This is a genomic window from Agrobacterium sp. LY4 (assembly GCF_001526585.1).
Taxonomy (GTDB): Bacteria; Pseudomonadota; Alphaproteobacteria; order Rhizobiales; family Rhizobiaceae; genus Agrobacterium; species Agrobacterium leguminum.
Map to the genome: position 1 here is coordinate 1 of NZ_ASYA01000022.1, position 18,887 is coordinate 18,887.

22 protein-coding genes are annotated in these 18,887 nt (G+C 59.8%); 13 read left to right on the plus strand and 9 right to left on the minus strand.

All coding sequences use genetic code 11. The annotated features are described in order from the left end of the window. The coding region (locus L904_RS27140) for a hypothetical protein (RefSeq protein ID WP_157078397.1) at positions 1–138 on the plus strand (138 nt) is incomplete at its 5' end. A 66-nt stretch (positions 139–204) separates the two neighbouring features. On the opposite strand, the gene L904_RS17475 is transcribed toward L904_RS27140, so the two are convergent. Further along, the gene (locus L904_RS17475) at positions 205–927 is read right to left on the minus strand and encodes a CPBP family intramembrane glutamic endopeptidase (RefSeq protein WP_020811466.1); all 723 of its coding nucleotides are present in this window, start codon (positions 925–927) and stop codon (positions 205–207) included. 221 nt (positions 928–1,148) lie between these two features. Between L904_RS17475 and L904_RS17480 the strand changes: the two genes are divergently transcribed. The 6 genes from L904_RS17480 (at position 1,149) to L904_RS17505 (ending at position 7,433) form a co-directional block, all read left to right on the plus strand. Then, entirely contained in the window at positions 1,149–2,381 is a 1,233-nt protein-coding gene (locus L904_RS17480; RefSeq protein ID WP_020811467.1) for an ABC transporter substrate-binding protein, read from the plus strand. Positions 2,382–2,523: 142 nt separating this feature from the next. Next, complete coding sequence (locus L904_RS17485; protein WP_020811468.1) at positions 2,524–3,426, plus strand: carbohydrate ABC transporter permease; 903 nt, start codon at positions 2,524–2,526, stop codon at positions 3,424–3,426. Then, positions 3,419–4,360 (plus strand): carbohydrate ABC transporter permease, encoded by a 942-nt coding sequence (locus L904_RS17490; protein ID WP_020811469.1) that lies wholly within the window; start codon positions 3,419–3,421, stop codon positions 4,358–4,360. The genes L904_RS17485 and L904_RS17490 overlap by 8 nt, the downstream gene beginning before the upstream one ends. A 5-nt stretch (positions 4,361–4,365) precedes the next feature. Further along, a complete protein-coding gene (locus L904_RS17495) occupies positions 4,366–5,454 on the plus strand; it encodes an ABC transporter ATP-binding protein (protein ID WP_031234120.1) in 1,089 nt (362 codons plus the stop codon). A gap of 57 nt (positions 5,455–5,511) precedes the next feature. Beyond that, positions 5,512–6,276 (plus strand): sugar phosphate isomerase/epimerase, encoded by a 765-nt coding sequence (locus L904_RS17500; RefSeq protein WP_020811471.1) that lies wholly within the window; start codon positions 5,512–5,514, stop codon positions 6,274–6,276. A 23-nt stretch (positions 6,277–6,299) separates the two neighbouring features. Next, positions 6,300–7,433: a Gfo/Idh/MocA family protein gene (locus tag L904_RS17505; RefSeq protein WP_020811472.1), complete on the plus strand. Its 1,134-nt coding sequence runs from the start codon at positions 6,300–6,302 to the stop codon at positions 7,431–7,433. A 96-nt stretch (positions 7,434–7,529) separates the two neighbouring features. On the opposite strand, the gene L904_RS28185 is transcribed toward L904_RS17505, so the two are convergent. Next, positions 7,530–7,700, minus strand: coding sequence for a hypothetical protein (locus L904_RS28185; protein ID WP_020811473.1), 171 nt, complete (start codon positions 7,698–7,700; stop codon positions 7,530–7,532). Positions 7,701–8,054: 354 nt separating this feature from the next. Between L904_RS28185 and queC the strand changes: the two genes are divergently transcribed. Genes queC through queE form a run of 3 tightly spaced genes read left to right on the plus strand, consistent with a single transcriptional unit; the run spans position 8,055 to position 9,873 of the window. Next, the gene (gene queC / locus L904_RS17510; RefSeq protein ID WP_020811476.1) at positions 8,055–8,765 is read left to right on the plus strand and encodes a 7-cyano-7-deazaguanine synthase QueC; all 711 of its coding nucleotides are present in this window, start codon (positions 8,055–8,057) and stop codon (positions 8,763–8,765) included. Beyond that, a complete protein-coding gene (gene queD, locus L904_RS17515) occupies positions 8,765–9,121 on the plus strand; it encodes a 6-carboxytetrahydropterin synthase QueD (RefSeq protein ID WP_020811477.1) in 357 nt (118 codons plus the stop codon). The genes queC and queD overlap by 1 nt, the downstream gene beginning before the upstream one ends. Further along, positions 9,118–9,873, plus strand: coding sequence for a 7-carboxy-7-deazaguanine synthase QueE (queE, locus tag L904_RS17520; protein ID WP_020811478.1), 756 nt, complete (start codon positions 9,118–9,120; stop codon positions 9,871–9,873). The genes queD and queE overlap by 4 nt, the downstream gene beginning before the upstream one ends. Before the next feature lie 243 nt (positions 9,874–10,116). Here the strand turns inward: queE and L904_RS17525 are convergent, their stop codons facing one another. From L904_RS17525 to L904_RS17550, 6 genes are all read right to left on the minus strand, one after another. Continuing rightward, positions 10,117–11,166: a Gfo/Idh/MocA family protein gene (locus tag L904_RS17525; RefSeq protein ID WP_020811480.1), complete on the minus strand. Its 1,050-nt coding sequence runs from the start codon at positions 11,164–11,166 to the stop codon at positions 10,117–10,119. A gap of 6 nt (positions 11,167–11,172) precedes the next feature. Continuing rightward, on the minus strand, positions 11,173–11,958 hold the full coding sequence (locus tag L904_RS17530) for a ThuA domain-containing protein (RefSeq protein ID WP_020811481.1): 786 nt from the start codon (positions 11,956–11,958) through the stop codon (positions 11,173–11,175). 57 nt (positions 11,959–12,015) lie between these two features. Continuing rightward, positions 12,016–13,044 (minus strand): ABC transporter ATP-binding protein, encoded by a 1,029-nt coding sequence (locus L904_RS17535; RefSeq protein WP_020811482.1) that lies wholly within the window; start codon positions 13,042–13,044, stop codon positions 12,016–12,018. Positions 13,045–13,054: 10 nt separating this feature from the next. Next, the gene (locus tag L904_RS17540) at positions 13,055–13,888 is read right to left on the minus strand and encodes a carbohydrate ABC transporter permease (protein WP_020811483.1); all 834 of its coding nucleotides are present in this window, start codon (positions 13,886–13,888) and stop codon (positions 13,055–13,057) included. Continuing rightward, complete coding sequence (locus tag L904_RS17545; protein WP_020811484.1) at positions 13,885–14,859, minus strand: carbohydrate ABC transporter permease; 975 nt, start codon at positions 14,857–14,859, stop codon at positions 13,885–13,887. Before L904_RS17545 ends, L904_RS17540 begins: the two co-directional genes overlap by 4 nt. 64 nt (positions 14,860–14,923) lie before the next feature. Further along, positions 14,924–16,189, minus strand: a complete 1,266-nt coding sequence (locus tag L904_RS17550) for an ABC transporter substrate-binding protein (RefSeq protein ID WP_020811485.1) — start codon at positions 16,187–16,189, stop codon at positions 14,924–14,926. A 269-nt stretch (positions 16,190–16,458) separates the two neighbouring features. Here L904_RS17550 and L904_RS17555 point away from each other — a divergent pair, with 269 nt between their 5' ends. From L904_RS17555 to L904_RS17565, 3 genes are all read left to right on the plus strand, one after another. Further along, on the plus strand, positions 16,459–17,472 hold the full coding sequence (locus L904_RS17555) for a substrate-binding domain-containing protein (protein ID WP_020811486.1): 1,014 nt from the start codon (positions 16,459–16,461) through the stop codon (positions 17,470–17,472). Positions 17,473–17,646: 174 nt separating this feature from the next. Next, on the plus strand, positions 17,647–17,844 hold the full coding sequence (locus L904_RS17560; protein ID WP_003523793.1) for a hypothetical protein: 198 nt from the start codon (positions 17,647–17,649) through the stop codon (positions 17,842–17,844). Positions 17,845–18,073: 229 nt separating this feature from the next. Then, positions 18,074–18,268 (plus strand): hypothetical protein, encoded by a 195-nt coding sequence (locus tag L904_RS17565; protein ID WP_031234121.1) that lies wholly within the window; start codon positions 18,074–18,076, stop codon positions 18,266–18,268. Here the strand turns inward: L904_RS17565 and L904_RS17570 are convergent. Continuing rightward, positions 18,237–18,818 (minus strand): DNA-3-methyladenine glycosylase, encoded by a 582-nt coding sequence (locus L904_RS17570; RefSeq protein WP_020811488.1) that lies wholly within the window; start codon positions 18,816–18,818, stop codon positions 18,237–18,239. The genes L904_RS17565 and L904_RS17570 overlap by 32 nt on opposite strands. Between the last annotated feature and the right edge of the window lie 69 nt (positions 18,819–18,887).

The window sequence follows — 18,887 nt, forward strand, 5'->3', positions numbered from 1 at the left end:
GTCTATATCCCGATCGGCCAGCCGCACCGTCTGGCCAATGAGGGGCAGATTCCGCTCGAACTGGTCGAAATCCAGACCGGAGCCTATATCGGCGAGGACGATGTCATCCGCATCGAGGACGATTATAAAAGGCAATAGAATTGCCGCCAGCGCTTAAGGTTTGGAGAAGGTGAGGCGGATAGTTGTTCGGCTCGCCTTTTCGGCTCAGGCGATCAGCGCGTTCACGCAATGGGCAAGGGCATGGGAAAGCATCGCCGCCTCCAGCCCACGACGCCAGAACAGCCATCCGAACAGCAGGCCGGGAATGAAATTGGTGAGCAGGACTGCAAGGATCAGCGCCGCTTGCGGCTGAGCGACAATCGCAAACAGAAACGGCAGATGACCTGAGGCGAAGAGTGCCGCCGCCATAAGGATGGCGGCCCACAAAATCACCGGTCGAATCTGTCCTCTTCCTGTCATGCGCCAGAGCACCCAGGCGAAAAACGACATCAAGCCCCATCGGGTCAATAGCTCTTCCGTGATTCCGCCATAGAGAATCCGGGTCGCCAGCGGGACATTAAAAGCGGTCATTTTTGCTACTTCGGTCGCATCCGCGACCGATGGCAGGATCGCCGATGAATAGGCGATCATCAGCAGGCCGACGGCAATGCCCAACGCCAGTGCGGGCGGCACCTGTGTTCGCAGCACCGCTCGCGGGTTGCCACCCGTCAGCCAGCTATCGACCAAGGGCGCGCCAAGTCCGAGTTTTGTGGCCAGAGCCTGACCGGTTGCAACCGCCGCAACGGTCAGCATTGCCGGCTGGATGAGGATCAGCAGGCGCATTCCGAATGAAAGTTGCTCTTCCGGTACAAGCTGCTCAAATGTCGCCAATAAAAGCGATGCGACGCCGGCTAGTCCGATGACCAAAAGAATATGCCAGCGCTTCATGGTCTCTTCACCTGTTTTCCTCGCTGCGAAGTTTTATAAGCGACTGGCATTGCGTGTGGATTACGCAGCGCAATCCCCTGTGTCGCAAGCTTATCCGGCGCATTTTCCAATCGTTCGAAATGCCTCCTGAGGGCGCTGTGAGATTCGTATTTTAGGCGGTTGCCTAATCAAAAATCTTCGCATACGTTCCAACTGCAACGTTTCAGTGAGGGAGGAGACTCATGAGAATGCGTGTTATTTCTGCGGCTTTTCTGGCCAGCGTCATGATTCCGGCGGGTATCGCCGGGGCCACCGATCTTGAGGTGACCCATTGGTGGACATCGGGCGGCGAAGCCGCCGCGGTCGCCGAACTGGCCAAGGCTTTCGACGCCACCGGTAACAAATGGGTGGATGGCGCGATTGCCGGTTCGGGCGGCACGGCCCGTCCGATCATGATCAGCCGTATCACCGGCGGCGACCCGATGGGCGCGACCCAGTTCAACCACGGCCGGCAGGCGGAAGAGCTTGTCCAGGCAGGCCTGATGCGCGACCTGTCCGATGTTGCCGCAAAGGGCAACTGGAAAGACGTCATCAAGCCGGCAAGCCTGCTCGACAGCTGCACCATCGACGGCAAGATTTACTGCGCGCCGGTCAACATCCATTCCTGGCAATGGCTGTGGCTTTCCAATGAAGCCTTCAAGAAGGCGGGCGTCGAAGTTCCGAAGAACTGGACGGAATTCGTTGCCGCCGCGCCGGCGCTGAAAAAGGCCGGCATCCAGCCGCTCGCCCTTGGCGGGCAGGCATGGCAGGCCAACGGCCTGTTCGACACGCTGACGCTTTCGATTGGCGGCAAAGATCTCTACCAGAAAGTCTATGGCGACAAGGATGCCGAGGCGGCAGCCGGGCCTGAGATGGCGAAGATTTTCGCGGCTGCCGTCGAGGCGCGCGATATGGCCAAGGGCACCAATGTTCAGGACTGGAACCAGGCCACCAACATGGTCATCACCGGCAAGGCTGGCGGCCAGATCATGGGTGACTGGGCGCAGGGTGAATTCCAGCTTGCCAACCAGAAGGCCGGCACGGATTACACCTGCCTGCCGGGTCTCGGCCTCAACGACTATATCACCACGGGCGGCGACGCTTTCTATTTCCCGCTCCTGAAGGATGAGGCGAAATCCAAGGCGCAGGATGTGCTGGCGCAAACCATTGTCGATCCGAAAACCCAGGTTGCTTTCAACCTGAAGAAAGGTTCGCTGCCGATCCGTGGCGACGTCGATCTCAACGCCGCCAATGACTGCATGAAGAAGGGTCTCGAAATTCTGGCCAAGGGCAATGCGCTGACCAGCACCGACCAGCTGATTTCCGCCGATACGCAGAAACAGAAGGAAGACCTGATGGCGGAATTCTTCGCGGGCTCGATGTCGGCGGAAGACGGGCAGAAGCGCTTCGCGGACATTATCGGTTCGGCGGACTGAGTGTGATCTCTCCGGGTGGAAAGCGGTTCGCCGCTTTCCTTTCCAGCGTCCTGCCTGTGCAACAATCATCAGCACGGGCAGGGGTTTCATGCGGTAAGGCCTTTGCCTGACTGTTGACTGTAACGTTACAGGAGGAGGTAACATGGCAGGTCAAGCGCGCTCGGGGCGCCCCAACCAGCTTTTTCGCAATCTCAATTCCAAGATTGCCTCCATTCCCATGATACTGACCGCCATGGTGATCTTCCTCGGCGGAACGATCTGGACCGTGGTTTATTCCTTCACCAATTCAAAGCTTCTGCCGCGCGCGAGCTTCATCGGTTTCGATCAATATGAGCGTTTGTGGGCAGCACCACGCTGGATCGTGTCCATCCAGAATCTGGCGATCTACGGTGTGCTGTCGCTGATCTTCAGCCTCGTCATCGGCTTTGTGCTGGCGGCGCTGATGGATCAGAAAATTCGTTTCGAAAACACCTTCCGCACCATTTTCCTCTATCCTTTCGCCCTGTCCTTCATTGTCACAGGCCTCGTCTGGCAATGGCTGCTGAACCCGGAATTCGGCATCCAGTCGGTGGTGCGTTCGATGGGATGGGAAAGCTTCACCTTCGATCCGCTCTATAACTCCCAGATCGTCATCTACGGCATTCTGATTGCGGCGCTCTGGCAGGGCACGGGGCTCGTTATGTGCCTGATGCTGGCCGGTCTTCGTGGCATCGACGAGGACATCTGGAAAGCGACGCGTGTTGACGGCATTCCGATGTGGAAGACCTATATTCTCATCATCATTCCCATGATGCGGCCGGTGTTCATCACCACCCTCGTCATCATCGCCAGCGGCATCGTCAAGGTCTACGATCTGGTGGTGGCGCAGACCAGCGGCGGGCCCGGCATCGCGTCCGAAGTGCCGGCGAAATATGTCTATGACTACATGTTTCAGGCGCAGAATCTGGGGCAGGGCTTTGCCGCCTCGACCATGATGCTTCTGACTGTCGCTATCATCGTCATTCCATGGGCCTACCTCGAATTCGGAGGCAAGAAGCGTGGCTAATATCAGCACATTGAACACGGTTGTCGCCACCAGCGATGTGGTTGCCCAGGACCTTTCCGGCCCGCGCGGCAGGAAACCGAGGAAAACCTTTTCCCGCCGCAACATCATTCTTTACGGCACGCTGTTCGTGGCTGCCGCTTATTACCTGCTGCCGCTTTACGTGATGGTCGTCACCTCGCTGAAGGGCATGCCGGAAATCCGTCTCGGCAACATCTTCGCGCCGCCGGTGGAAATCACTTTCGAACCCTGGGTGAAGGCCTGGGCCAATGCCTGCACGGGCCTGAACTGCGATGGGCTTTCACGCGGCTTCTGGAATTCGGTGCGCATCCTCGTGCCTTCGGTGGTGATCTCGATCGTCGTCGCTTCCGTCAGCGGCTACGCCATGGCCAACTGGAAGTTCAAGGGATCGGAGCTGTTCTTCTCGATCCTCATCATCGGCGCCTTCATTCCCTATCAGGTGATGATCTATCCGATCGTCATCGTGCTGCGGGAAATGGGCGTTTATGGCACGCTGACCGGCCTCGTCATCGTGCACACCATCTTCGGCATGCCGATCCTGACGCTGCTGTTCCGCAATTATTTCGCCTCGCTGCCGGAGGAACTTTTCAAGGCGGCGCGCATCGATGGCGCCAATTTCTGGCAGATCTATTTCCGCATCATGCTGCCCATGTCGCTGCCGATCTTCGTCGTGGCGATGATCCTGCAGGTGACCGGCATCTGGAACGACTTCCTGTTCGGCGTGGTGTTCACGCGGCCGGAATATTACCCGATGACGGTGCAGCTCAATAACATCGTCAACTCCGTGCAGGGCGTGAAGGAATACAACGTTAACATGGCCGCCACGCTTCTGACCGGGGCCGTGCCGCTGATCGTCTATTTCGTCTCCGGCAGGCTTTTCGTCCGCGGCATTGCTGCCGGCGCAGTAAAAGGTTGAGCTATATGAACAAAAGCGTTTCCATTCGCGATCTTTCCCTGTCCTTCGGCGCCGTTACCGTGCTGAAAGATCTCAATCTCGATATTTACGACGGCGAATTCCTCGTGCTGCTCGGCTCTTCCGGCTGTGGCAAGTCGACCCTTCTCAATTGCATCGCCGGCCTTCTGGAGCCGACCGACGGGCAAATCTTCATCAAGGACCGCAACGTCACCTGGGAAGAACCGAAGGATCGCGGCATTGGCATGGTGTTCCAGTCCTATGCGCTTTATCCGCAGATGACGGTGGAGAAGAACCTGTCCTTCGGCCTCCAGGTCGCCAAGGTGCCGAAAGAGGAGATTGACCGCCGCGTCAAAAGGGCGGCCGGCATATTACAGATCGAGCCGCTGCTGAAGCGCAAGCCCGCCGAGCTTTCCGGCGGCCAGCGCCAGCGTGTGGCCATCGGCCGGGCGCTGGTGCGGGATGTGGATGTGTTCCTGTTCGACGAGCCGCTCTCCAACCTCGACGCTAAGCTGCGCTCGGAACTGCGCGTCGAAATCAAGCGGCTGCACCAGTCGCTGAAGAATACCATGATCTATGTGACGCATGACCAGATCGAGGCGCTGACGCTGGCGGACCGCATCGCCATCATGAAAAGCGGTGTCATCCAGCAGCTCGCCGATCCCGTCACCATCTACAACAAGCCGCGAAACCTCTTCGTCGCCGGTTTCATCGGCTCACCGTCGATGAATTTCCTGCGCGGCGAATTGATCGAAAAGGACGGCAAGGTGGTCTTCACCACCAATGGCGTGACTTTCGCGCTGGATGGCTATCATGCGGAAACGCCGCTCGCAGCCGGCCGTGCCGTGGTTCTGGGCGTTCGCCCCGAACATGTGCGCGTCGATGCCGATATCGTTGGCGGCGAAGTGCATGAGGCGGTGGTCGATATCGAGGAGCCGATGGGTGCGGACAATCTGATCTGGCTGAAACATGCCGGGCATACCATGTCCGTGCGTGTCGGCGGCCACAGGCGGTTTTCGCCGGGCACCAAGGTGCGCCTCGGCCTCGACATGACGATGGCCTCGCTGTTCGACGCGCAAAGCGAGGACCGGCTCTAGAACAGCTTCGATTTACCCCCACACAATCCCAAGACCCAGATCTCTATGGAGGAGACAATGACAGAACTCGGTTTCCAGCTTTACAGCGCCCGTAATTTCCAGCCTTTTTCCAATATTCTGAAGAAGCTTTCGGCGGCGGGTTATAAACATGTCGAAGGTTATGGCGCGATGTACGCTTCGCTGGATGACGCCGGTTTGAAAGGCCTGCGCGCCGAACTCGACGCCAATGGCCTTGCCATGCCGACCGGCCATTTCGGCCTCGACCTTCTGGAAGGCGATCCGAAAAAGGCGCTGAACATCGCGAAAGTTCTGGGTGTGGAGGCGATCTATTGCCCCTACCTGATGCCCGACCAGCGCCCGACAGATGCGGCAGGCTGGTTCGCTTTCGGCAAGCGCCTGCAGGAGGCTGGCAAGCCTTTCGTCGATGCCGGGCTGACCTTCGGCTGGCATAACCACGATTTCGAGTTCAAGACGCTTGGTGACGGTTCCACCCCACAGGAGCAGATTTTTGCCGGCGGCCCGGATTTGAAATGGGAGGCGGATATCGCCTGGATCATTCGCGGCAATGCCGATCCGCTCGCCTGGATCGAAAGCTATGGCAAACGCATTACTGCGGTACATGTGAAGGATATCGCACCAGCAGGCGAGAATGCGGATGAGGATGGCTGGGCCGATGTCGGCCACGGTACAGTGGACTGGAAAGGCCTCGTCGCGGCGCTGAAGGCGAAATCCGCCACGAAACATTTCGTGGTCGAGCACGACAATCCCAAGGACATTGACCGGCTGATCACCCGCTCGATCGTATCTTTCAAAACCTACTAAGTTTCAATTTCGGAGTTTGCATCATGGCCAGGGATCTTGGCGTCGGCATCATCGGATGCGGCAATATCTCGTCTGCTTATTTCTCGCTGGCACCGCTCTTCAAGGGCATCAAGGTGCTTGCCTGCGCCGACCTCAACCGCAATGCGGCGGAGCTGAGGGCGGAAGAATTCGGTGTTGTCGCGCAGTCCATCGAGGACCTGCTCGCCAACAGGGATATCGATGTGGTGGTGAATCTCACCATTCCCGCCGCGCATTTTCCGGTGTCGAAAGCCGCCCTTGAGGCGGGCAAGCACGTCTATTCGGAAAAGCCGCTGGTGCTTTCGCTGGAGGAAGGCGAGGAGCTGCGGCGCATCGCCCGCGAGAAGAACCTCTCCGTCGGCTGCGCGCCGGATACCTTCCTCGGCGGCGCGCATCAGCTTGCCCGGCAATATATCGATGACGGCAAGGTCGGGCGCATCACATCAGGCACCTGCCATGTAATGAGCCCCGGCATGGAGATGTGGCACCCGAACCCGGGCTTCTTCTTCCTGAAGGGCGGCGGGCCGATCCTCGATCTCGGTCCCTATTACGTTGCCAACCTCATCAACCTCATCGGTCCGGTGAAGCGCGTCGGTGCGTTGACCAGCATGGCGAACCCCACCCGTACGGTGACCAGCCAACCGCTGAACGGCGAAATCATCCCGGTCGAAACGCCGACCAATATCCATGCCCTGCTGGAATTCGTGAATGGCGCGACGATCACGCTTTCGGCCAGCTGGGATGTCTGGTCGCATCGCCACGCCAATATGGAGCTTTACGGCACGGAAGGCTCGATCTATGTGCCGGACCCGAACTTCTTCGGCGGCGTGGTGGAAGCGAGCGGTCGCGACAAGAATATCCAGCCGCTGGAAGACTGGGCGCATCCTTTCGGCATTGCCAATCAGGAAAGCCCCAATGGCCCGCGCGCCAATTACCGCACGGCGGGCCTTGCCGATATGGCGATTGCGATTCTGGAGGGGCGTGATGCCCGTTGCTCGCTGGATCGCTCCCTGCACGGTATCGATGTGATGACCTCGATCCTCAAATCCGGGGAAGAGGGCCGTTTCATCGAAATGACGACGACCTGCACCCAGCCGGCTGCACTCGGGATCGAGGAGGCGCAGGCGCTATTGCGCTGAGCCTGTCGAGTTTAAAAAAGGCCCGGCGCACTGCCAGTTCGCCGGGCCTTTTCCGCTCAGCCATGTAGTGGCGAGCGTCGCGTGTTCATCAGATTTTCATAGGCCGACAAAAAGACCCAGCCAGCGCGCAACGGTCCTGACCATCCAGATCAGGAACACGAACGAAGCTATGCCGGTGGCGGTGACGAGCGCTGCAGAAGCGACGAGGAGGCCGGTTGTGAGATTGCGCCTGAACCGGTGACGTTTCGGCTCGAGTGCTCTATCCATGGCGCAGAGCGGCAATCAGCCCGCGAATGGTGAGCGTGACATAAAGCATGCCCGCCATCGCCATCAGCAGGCCGGTGCCGAGAGAGCTGAGGTTGCTCAGCGAAAACATAAATGTATCAGCCGCCACCATTGGCAAGACCCTTCAAGAACAGCAGATTTCGCATCGTTCTAGATCGTGCCGGTTTCCCGCATATGTCCCGTTTGTTTCGTCTTGTTGCTGCCGCGGGGCATTTTCGTGATGGCGCGGCTTTGCGCGATTTCCGCAAGGCCCTTCACAAGCCCGTCGGTTTGGTTTAAAGCCGCTCCCCGTAATCCGGTCGCAGCCCACCCGGTCAAAACAAGGGATCCCAAATTATGAAAACCATCGTCATCTGCTCCGGCGGACTGGACTCCGTTTCGCTTGCGCATAAAATCGCGGCGGAACACGAACTTCTCGCTCTCGTCTCCTTCGATTATGGCCAGCGCCACAGGAAGGAACTGGAATACGCGGCCGATTGCGCGCGGCGTCTCGGCGTGCCGCATCATGTCATCGATATCAGAACCATCGGTGCCCATCTCACCGGTTCGGCGCTGACCGATGACGTGGAGGTGCCGGATGGGCACTATGCGGAAGAGACCATGCGCTCCACCGTGGTGCCGAACCGCAACGCCATCATGCTCACCATCGCTTTCGGGTTGGCCGCCGCGCAGCAGGCGGATGCCGTGGCGATTGCCGTGCATGGCGGCGATCACTTCATCTACCCCGATTGCCGGCCGGGCTTCATCGACAGCTTCAACGCGATGCAGGCGCATGCGCTTGAAGGTTATGCGAACGTCAAGCTCTTTGCTCCCTATGTCACCGTTTCCAAGGCGGCGATCGTGACCGACGGCGTGAAATACGGCACGCCGTTTGGCGAAACATGGTCCTGTTACAAGGGCGGCTTGCGCCACTGCGGCCGCTGCGGCACCTGCGTGGAACGGCGTGAGGCCTTTCATCTGGCTGGTGTCACCGATCCGACCGACTATGAGGACCCGGATTTCTGGGTGGCGGCCACCCATGCCTATGCGGCGCAGGAGGTGAGCTGATGTTCCGCATCACCAAGGAATTTCACTTCTCCGCCTCGCACCAGCTGAAAAGCCTGCCGTCGGATCATCAGTGCAATCGCCTCCACGGGCATAATTACATTGTTGAGATCGAGCTGGCAGGCGAAGCGCTGAACGAGCACGGTTTCGTGCGCGACTATCACGAACTTGCACCGCTGAAGCGCTATATCGACGATCATTTCGACCACCGCCACCTGAACGACGTTCTCGGCCATGACCGGGTGACGGCGGAATGCCTGGCGAAGCATTTTTATGACTGGTGCAAGGATCGCCTGCCGGAAACGAGCGCCGTGCGCGTCAGCGAAACCGCCAAGACCTGGGCGGAATACCGGCCATGACGGCGGCTGCACACAAGATTGCAGCGAAGGAAACCACGATCCGCATCAGCGAAATCTTCGGTCCGACCATTCAGGGCGAAGGCGTGCTGATCGGTCTGCCGACCGTTTTCGTGCGCACTGGCGGCTGCGATTACCGCTGCTCCTGGTGCGATACGCTGCATGCCGTTGACAGCGAGTACCGCGACACGTGGAAGCCGATGCCGGTCGAGGCGATCTGGCAGGAGGTGCGGCGGCTTTCCGGCGGCGTGCCGCTGACGGTCTCGCTTTCAGGCGGCAACCCGGCCATCCAGCCGCTCGGGGCCTTGATCGCGAAGGGGCAGGGCGAGGGGTATCGCTTCGCGCTGGAAACGCAGGGCAGCATCGCCAAAGACTGGTTTGCTGCTCTCGACCATCTGGTGCTGAGCCCCAAGCCGCCATCGAGCGGCATGGAAACGGACTGGCGGGCCTTCGAAGATTGTCTTGCCGCCGCCGGCGACGGACCGCAGGTGGCGCTGAAGATCGTGGTGTTCGACGATGCGGATTATGCCTATGCCAAGGCGGCATCCGCGCGTTTCCCGCATCTGCCGGTCTATCTCCAGACCGGCAACCATACCCCGCCGCCGCCCGATGACGACGATGCACGTGTGGATATCGATGGGGTGATGGACCGGATGTTGTGGCTGGTGGAGAAGGTGAGCGAAGATCGCTGGTTTTCCGCCCGGGTGCTGCCGCAGCTGCATGTGCTGTTGTGGGGGAATAAGCGGGGGGTGTAGATTGTGCGGAAGGATTAAAATTCCACGTCGTAGTCCACGTCTTTGAGAAAGCGCATAGCGGATTGAGCGAGCGGGTGCCACTTGCTTCTTCTCCCCGCCGGGGAGAAGGTCGCGGCAGCGGGATGAGGGGGCAACGTCAGCGATATTCGGAGAGCTTGCCCCCTCATCCGACCCTTCGGGCCACCTTCTCCCCCTCGGGGAGAAGAATACGCGGCAACGTCGTGCCGCATATTGTCTTTCACATCAGGCCGAAACGGCCAGTTCGCGCCGTTCCCGATCCGCAATGATCGACAGATCGAGCACCTTCTGCAGATTGGCCGCATGACGGAAATCCGGATCGGCGGGGCCGCCTTCCATGACGGCCCTGGCGAATTTTTCGTAATTCGTCGGCACCGGGTCGACATCGATGGTCTTCCAGATCGCCTTTTCCACATCCTCGCCGATGCAGGCGCGCAGGCTGGAATAATCCGGCGTGTGGATCACTTCCAATGCGCCCTTGTCGCCATGGATGCGCAGGCGAAGTTCGTTCAGATGCCCCGTCGCCCAGCGGCTGGCATGGATGACGCCCATGGCGCCGTTTTCAAGCTCGGCGGTCATGGTGAAGCTGTCATTGGCGTCGAGGTCGTAGACGCCAATTTTATTGCCTTCATATTTGTCGAAGGTCTTCAGCCGCGTGAAGATGCGCTCCACATCGCTGCCCGCGCCATAGGAGGCGAAGTCGAGAATGTGGATGCCGACATCGCCCAGCACGCCGTTCGAGCCATGCTTGGTGGAAAGCCGCCACAGCCACTTGCTCTCCGTCATCCAGTCGCCCCAGGCCTTGGAAACGAGCCAGCTCTGGAGATAGGAGGCTTCGAGATGCCGCACCTTGCCGATCTTGCCTGAAAGCACCATCTCGCGCGCCGCCTGCAAGGGTGCGACGTTGCGATAGGTGAGGTTGACCATGGCGACGAGGCCGGCCTTTTCAGCGGCATCGGCCATTTCGGCGGCCTTGGCGTAGTTTTCCGCCAGCGGTTTTTCGCAGAAGACATGTTTGCCGGCCGCCAGAAGCTTCAGGCTGGTGGGATGGTGGATCGCGTCCGGCGTGACATTGGCCGCCGCGTCGAATTCACCCCAGGCAATCGCATCATCCAGCGAGGTGAAGGAGAGCGGAATGTTGTGGCGAAGCGCAAAGCCGCGCACCACCACATCGTCCACATCCACCGCTGCGACGAGTTCGACGCCGGGGATTTCAGAGAAATATGTGGCATGGTTGTTGGCCATGCCGCCGGTTCCGAGAATGAGAAGTCTCATGGCTGTTTACCTGTAACCTACTTCGCCTGCCTTGTGCAGCTTGGGGCCGCGTTCTTCGATGGGCTCCAGAGCCTTGTCGACGGGAACATTGGGGGCGTCGTGAATGCTTTTCAGTGCGCCAACGGGATTATAGGCCCATTTCACAGAGTTGCTGATGACCTTCTGCACATTGGCGTCGTGATAGGTCGGATAGGTCTCGTGGCCGGGGCGGAAATAGAAGATATTGCCTGCACCACGGCGCCAGGTAAGACCGGACCGGAAGACCTCGCCGCCCTGGAACCAGGAGATGAAGACGGTTTCCAGCGGCTCCGGCACGGAGAACTGCTCGCCATACATTTCCTCGTTTTCCAGCTCGAAATGTTCCGGCAGGCCGGCGGCGATCGGGTGGCGCGGATTGATGGTCCACAGGCGCTCGCGTTCGCCCGCCTCACGCCATTTCAGCGCGCAGGGCGTGCCCATCAGGCGCTTGAACGGCTTGGAGAAGTGGCCGGAATGCAGGACGATAAGGCCCATGCCTTCCCAGACGCGCTTGGCGACACGCTCGACGATTTCATCCTGAACCGCACCATGGTCCTTGTGACCCCACCAGACGAGAACGTCGGTCTTGTCGAGGCGCTCCTGCGAAAGCCCGTGTTCCGGCTCCTGCAGCGTGGCGGTAGTGGCGTTGATCTCAGGATTCTGGTTCAGCGCGTCGGCAATGGTGTTGTGCATGCCGTTCGGATAGATCGAACGCACCGTCTCATTGATGTGTTCGTGGATATTTTCGCCCCATACAACGGTGTTGATGGTCATTGTCATGCTCCTCGGTGAAAGCCGGGACCTTGGGTGAGCCCGGCGAAAGTTGAATGTTCAGGCGGCACCCCGGGCAGGGTTGCGGGCAAGCGCCCGGCCCTCGGCATCGAAACGATGTATCTGCGCCGCATCCGGCGCTATGGCGATGCGTTCACCGGCCGTGCGGCCGGTCACGCCCTCTTCACGAACGACGACGGGTTCATCCGCGCCGATCTCGACATAGATATAGCTGTCCGATCCCAGCATTTCCGAATGCACGATCTCGCCGCTCCAGCCGCTGCCATCGGTGGCGATGGCGATGTGTTCGGGGCGGATGCCGATGGTTTTCGCCCCTTCGGCTTCCGCATATTTGCCGGTGAGGAAGTTCATCTTCGGTGAGCCGATGAAGCCGGCGACGAAGGTGTTGACCGGGCTTTCGTAAAGCTCCAGCGGCGTGCCGATCTGCTCGACCCGGCCGTCACGCAGCACACAGATACGGTCGGCGAGCGTCATCGCCTCCACCTGGTCGTGGGTGACGTAGATCATCGTCGTGTCATGCATCGAGCGATGCAGCTTGGCGATTTCGAGACGCGTGGCGACGCGCAGCGCGGCATCGAGGTTGGAGAGCGGTTCGTCGAAGAGGAAGACCTTCGGATCGCGCACGATGGCGCGGCCGATGGCGACACGCTGGCGCTGGCCGCCGGAAAGCTGCTTCGGCAGACGTTCCAGATAGGGCGTGAGCTGCAGCATCTCGGCGGCGGCTTCGACGCGCTTCCTGCGCTGTTCCTTGTCCGCGCCTGACAGTTTCATGCCGAAGGCCATGTTTTCGAACACGGTCATGTGCGGATAAAGCGCATAGGACTGGAAGACCATGGCGACGCCACGCTTGGCGGGCGGCAGGCGGTTCACCGTCTCGCTGTCGAAAGAGAGCGTGCCACTGGTAATTTCCTCCAGCCCGCAGATGAGGCGCAAAAGCGTGGACTTGCCGCAGCCGGAAGGGCCGACAAAAACCATGAATTCGCCGGAGCGGATGTCCATGTCGATGCCCTTGATGACATCGAAGGCGCCGAAGGATTTGCGAAGATCGCGCAGTTGAATGGTGGTCATTTGGTTTCTCCTAGCCTTTGACGCCGCCGGCGGTGAGGCCGGAGATGATGCGTCGCTGGAAGATCAGAACGAGGACGACGAGCGGGGCGGTGACGATGACGGACGCGGCCATGATCGTTCCCCAGGGGATTTCGAACTGCGAGCCGCCCGACAGGAGCGCGATGGCGACAGGCACCGTGCGCTGTTCGTTCGATGAGGTGAAGGTGAGCGCGAAGAGGAACTCGTTCCAGGCCGCGATGAAGGCGAGAAGCCCTGTGGTGACGAGCGCCGGCCACATCAGCGGCATGAACACCTGGGTGATGATGACCCACGGCGTTGCACCATCGACGATAGCCGCTTCCTCGATCTCTATCGGCAGGTCGCGCATGAAGGTTGTCAGCACCCAGACCGTGAAGGGCAGGGTGAAGATCATGTAGGAAAAGATCAGCGCGAGCGGCGTGTTGAAGATGCCCGCCCAGCGGATCAGTTCGAACAGGCCGGCGAGAACGGCGATCTGCGGGAACATCGAAACCGACAGGATGGTGAGCAGAAGCAGCGCACGACCCCGGAAGCGGACGCGGGCGAGAGCATAGGACGCCGTGACCGCAAGGAACAGCGACAATATGACGACGGAAGATGCAACGAACAGCGAATTGCCGAGATTGCGCAGGAAAGTGCCGTTGCCGATGACGAAGCTGTAATTGGTCAGCGAGAAGTCACGCGGCCAATAATTGACCTGGAACAGCGCCGAGCCGGATTTCAGGCTCGTCAGGATCGCATAATAGAACGGGAATACCGAAATCACCATGATGACGGCGACCAGCGCATAAAAAGCGGTGGTTTTCAGGATGCTTGGCAGGGTCATCGCGCGGCTCCATCGGTGTTGACGCGCCCGAGCCACATGTAGATGACGGTGATCGAGGCGATGATGAGGAACAGCATGGTGGAGGCTGCAGCACCGTAGGAGAACTTGTCGAAATCGAACAGGTTCTCGCGCGCCAGCACCGACATGGTGCGGGTCTGGGCGTTGTTGGGCGTCAGGATATAGATGAGGTCGAAGACGCGCATCGCATCCAGCATGCGAAAGATGACGGCGACCATGAGGGCCGGGCGGATCATCGGCAACGTGACGCGGAAGAACACCTTGACGGGATGAATGCCATCCACCTTTGCCGCCTCATACATGTCCTTCGGCACCATTTGCAGGCCGGCGAGAATGAGCAGCGCCATGAAAGGCGTGGTCTTCCAGATATCGACGATCAGCACGGCGATCATCGCGGTCTCGGGATTGGCCGTCCAGGCGATCTTGCTGGAGATCAGCCCGAGATTGAGGAACAGGTCGTTCAATATGCCGAACTGGTCGTTCAGCATCCACGCCCACATCTGCGCCGAGACGATGGTGGGAATGGCCCAGGGCACGAGGATTGCGGCACGCACGAGGCCACGTCCCTTGAATTCGGCATTCAGCACCAGCGCGACGATGAGGCCGAGCACGGTTTCGAAGCTGACGGAAAGGATGGTGAATTTGAGCGTGTTGAGAACCGCGCCCCACCATGCGGGATCGGCAAGCAGGCCGCGATAGATGGTGCGGCCGCTGCTGAGCGTGATCCAGGTGAGGTAGTTCTTGAGGCCGACGAACTGCGCCCCGTCGAGATTGGTGAGTGAGGCGTCAGTGAGGCTGAACCAGACGGTGCGCACCAGCGGCCAGCCCGCCACCAGCGCCAGCACCAGAAATGTGGGGGCAAGAAACAGCCAGGCGGATTTCAGTCGTTCCGACTGCAGGTCGGAGCCGGTGCCGGATGCCGCGACCGGTCTTTGAAGGGCAATGTTGTTCATGGGGATATCTCGCGGTTGGGGCGCGGGAGACGATCAGGCGAGACCGCCTCCCGCGCGGGCCGGATTACCAGCCGTTGCCTTTGAGATCGGTCAGTTCAACCTCGAGAAGTTCGAGATTTTCCGCCGCCGTGCCGTTGCCGGAGAGCGTGTTGTGCACGGCGCCCCAGAACTTGGCGGAAACCTCGTTATATTTCACCTTCGCCGAGGCGGAAGGACGCGGAACGGCGGTCTGGAAGATCGGTTTCCATGTCGGCATGAAGGGCTGCGCGGCGGCGACATCCTTGTCGTCGTAGAGGGATGCGATCGTCGGCATGTTGGAGAGCTGGATCGCGCGCATTTTCTGGGTGTCTTTCGATGCCAGGAATTTCACGAGCTGAATGGCCGCGTCCTGATCGTCGGAGTATTTCGAAACGGCGAGGTTCCAGCCGCCGAGTGTCGAAGCAGGGGCTTCGCCTTCCGCGCCAGCCGGCAGCGGGGTGACGCCGAACTTGCCCTTGATGGCGCTGTCGTCGCCATTGCCCAGTGCATAGGCATAGGGCCAGTTGCGCATGAAGACGGAATTGCCGGTCTGCCAGACGCCGCGCGCTTCCTCTTCCTTATAAGCGAGCACGCCCTGCGGCGCGATGGTGCCGACCCAGCCCTTGGCGGTTTCGATGGCGGCTGCGGCCTTCTCATTGTTGACGGAGATATCGCCGTTGGTCTCGACAATGTGGCCGCCGCCGGCGGAAGCGATCCATTCCAGCGCGTTGCAGGTCAGGCCCTCATAGGCGCTGCCCTGGAAAACGAAGCCCCAGAGGTCCTTCTGTCCGCCTTCGCGCTCCTTGTCCTGGATTTCCTTGGCGGTCTCGCTCAGTTCCTTCCAGGTCTTCGGCGGCTGCTTGCCATATTTTTCCAGAAGGTCCTTGCGGTAGAAAAGCGCCGGCGCGTCGGTGAACATCGGCATGGCAACGAGCTTGCCGTCAACCGTCTGCGAGGCGACGATGGAAGGGAAATGATCGCCGATGACATCCTTTGTCGCTGCGGTCAGATCCACGAACTGGTCGGCCAGTTGCGGCGCCCAGATCACGTCCGTCTGGTAGACGTCGACATCCTTGTTGCCGGCGGCAAGCCACAGCCGATACTGGCTGAACTGTTCGCTGGACGATGACGGCATGGTGACGAGATTGACCTTGTGACCGGTCTCTTTCTCGAAAGCGGCGATCCGTTCGCGGAAGAACGCGACGTTCTTGCCGGTCGAATTGGCGGCGATGGAAAGCTCGGCCGCCTCAGCTGAAACGGCGGCGGAAAACGCGGCTCCGCACAGGAACAAAGTCTTCATGGAAATATTCATTGTCAAACTCCTCCGTTGACGCTTCCGATTGTCCTCAAAATTGAAAGCGCTTTTGACCGACGCGAGGCTCTCAAAAGCCGAGCAATCTGTCAATACTCTTTCTAATTCCCCGGAAATCGGCTGTTTTCGCCTGCAATTTTTCGGCGTTTGCCTTTGGGAATGATCAACTGTAAGGTTTCAGGTGGAGGAAAATTGAAATCGTTTTCAATTTTTGTCGGCTTGAAAAATCCGCGGCGGCGACGCATGCAGGGGCAAATTGGCAAAAAATTATGAAGCTCAAGGAATTCGCAGAGAAAGTCGGGCTCTCGCCCACCACCGTCAGCCGGGCGCTGGGCGGCTACCCCGAGGTGCGCGAGGAAACGCGCCAGCGGGTGATGGAGGCTGCGCTGAAATACGGCTACCGGCCGAATGCCAATGCTGTCAGGCTGGCGACGGGCAGGGCAGGCGCCATCGGTGTCGTCATGGGCCGTTCGGGCGGCGGGCACTTCTTTTCCGAATTCATGGGCGGCATGGCGACGCGTCTGGAACGGGAGGAGACCGATATTCTCGTCAGCGTTACTGTCGACAATAATCTCGATGAGGAACTGGCGATTTTCAGCCGGCTGGCGTCGAGCGGCCGGGTGGATGGCATCATCGTGCATTCACCCCGCCCGGAAGATGAGCGCATCGCACTGCTCAACCGGCTGGGTGTGCCCTTCATCGTGCATGGCCGCTCAAAGACGCCTTTCGAACATGCCTGGCTCGATATCGACAATCACGACGTCACCTATCGCCCGACGATCCATTTTCTGGAGCGCGGACACAGGCGCATCGCCCTTATCAATGGTCCGGTCGGCCGCACCTTCGTGCAGGACCGCGAGCAGGGTTTTCGCGAGGCGCTGGCGACGCACGGCATTACGCCGGACCCGCGCTTCATGATGAATGAGCACTTCAGCGAAGAGACGGCCTTTCGCTTCGCCCGCTCGCTGCTGGAACAGACGCCGCGCCCAACGGCCTTTGTGGCGGGTGCGATGATGACGGCGCAGGGTGTCTATCGCGCCGCGACGCAGATGGGGTTGACGATTGGCAGGGATGTCTCCGTCATCGCCCATGACGACGTGTTTCCTTACCTTACGCCGGAAAGCATGATGCCGCCGCTTTCCACCACCCGCTCGCCCATGCGCATGGCGGGCATGCGGGTGACGGACCTGCTTTTGCAGATCATCGGCGGCCGTCCCGTCCGCGAGGTTCAGGAATTGTGGCCGGTCGAACTGATCTTGCGGGAATCGGTCGGCCCTGCCTGAACTTGTTGCCATAGCTCACTGATTCCACTCCATTTTGTGAACGTCAGTTGATAACGTTCGCCTTTCGTCATCTATACGTCCGCGCCGTCTCATGTATAATCGGAACAGTTACGGGCGTTATGGAACAGGACCCGGGCCGGCGCGTTGAGGGGACGTGTCGAAGGAGGTGGACGGATGTTTGAATTTTTAAAACCGCAACAGCAGACTGTGATCGATGATGTCGAGGCGACCGGCACCTATGCCGATGCGCTGCTCAACGTTCCGAGCCCGGAATTGAACCGTTCGACCGCTCGCGAGCATGGTCATGAAGCCCATTCCCGCGACTATTGCGAAAATCGCGACATTTCCCGCAGCGCGCTCGGTTTCGCCTGAGCCATCGCAAAAACCTTCCTTAAAAACGGAACGGACAGGTCGTGCCTGCGTTTTCCCTGTACGACCCGCAGGGCGGCGCAACCGGACCGAAGGGACCTGACCGGCATTTGACCGATGGGCGAATTGGATGTTGCGCCGCCTGATTGGCGACAGCGCAAAGGCGCTGTCCCACGAGATAAAAACGCAGCTTGTGCCCATTGTGGCAAAGCGTGTTTATCAGGAGGCCGCGATGCCAGCCGTTCCCGTCGAACCCTATCCCGAACCGCCGATGCCCGTGCCGCCGCAGCCGGATATTCCGCCGGTGGAAGAACCGGAACCTGACCGGTTGCCGGACGAGGCGCCGACACCCAACCCCGACGAAAATGACGGGCCGCCAAAGGTTCTCTCGTCTTTCACGCCTCTCCGTTCTCGAATTTCTTGCTGACGAAAGCCGAGCCCTTGAGCCCGAAGCGCCACGGATATTCCGTCGCGCGGCTGATGCCGATTCGTCTGCCGCTGGTGACGGCGGCGGCTTCTTTCGGCAACCGCAGAAAAAACGGCGCTGCGTTCAACGGCGCGCCGTCCATCTCCCCCGTAATCGCCAGCGCCTGACAGAGCCTGCCCGGACCTGAGCAGAGAAGTTTCGGCTTGTCAGTTCCCCGTCGCAGTTTCATCATGTCTATGCCGGTCAGGGGTTCGATGGCGCGCAGAAGCACGGCGGAACCCGGGGCGCAGACAAAGTTGGCGCACCAGTGAATGCCATAGGACCGGTAGACATAAAGACGGCCGGCCGGGCCGAACATTGCCCTGTTGCGCGGGGTCTGCCCGTTAAAACTGTGGGATGCCGGGTCGTCCGGATGATAGGCTTCGGTCTCCACGATGATGCCGCCGGTATTGCCGATGCGGAACTCCGCGCCGATGAGGGCGCGGGCCACATCCAGCGCATCGCGCAGGAAGAAACTCTCCTGCATTTCCGGGCCAAAGGCCTGATCCATCTGGAACCCTTCCGCTCTGCCGTCGTTGTGAATTCAGGTTCTAACCGTTTTCCAGCATCGGATTCGTAC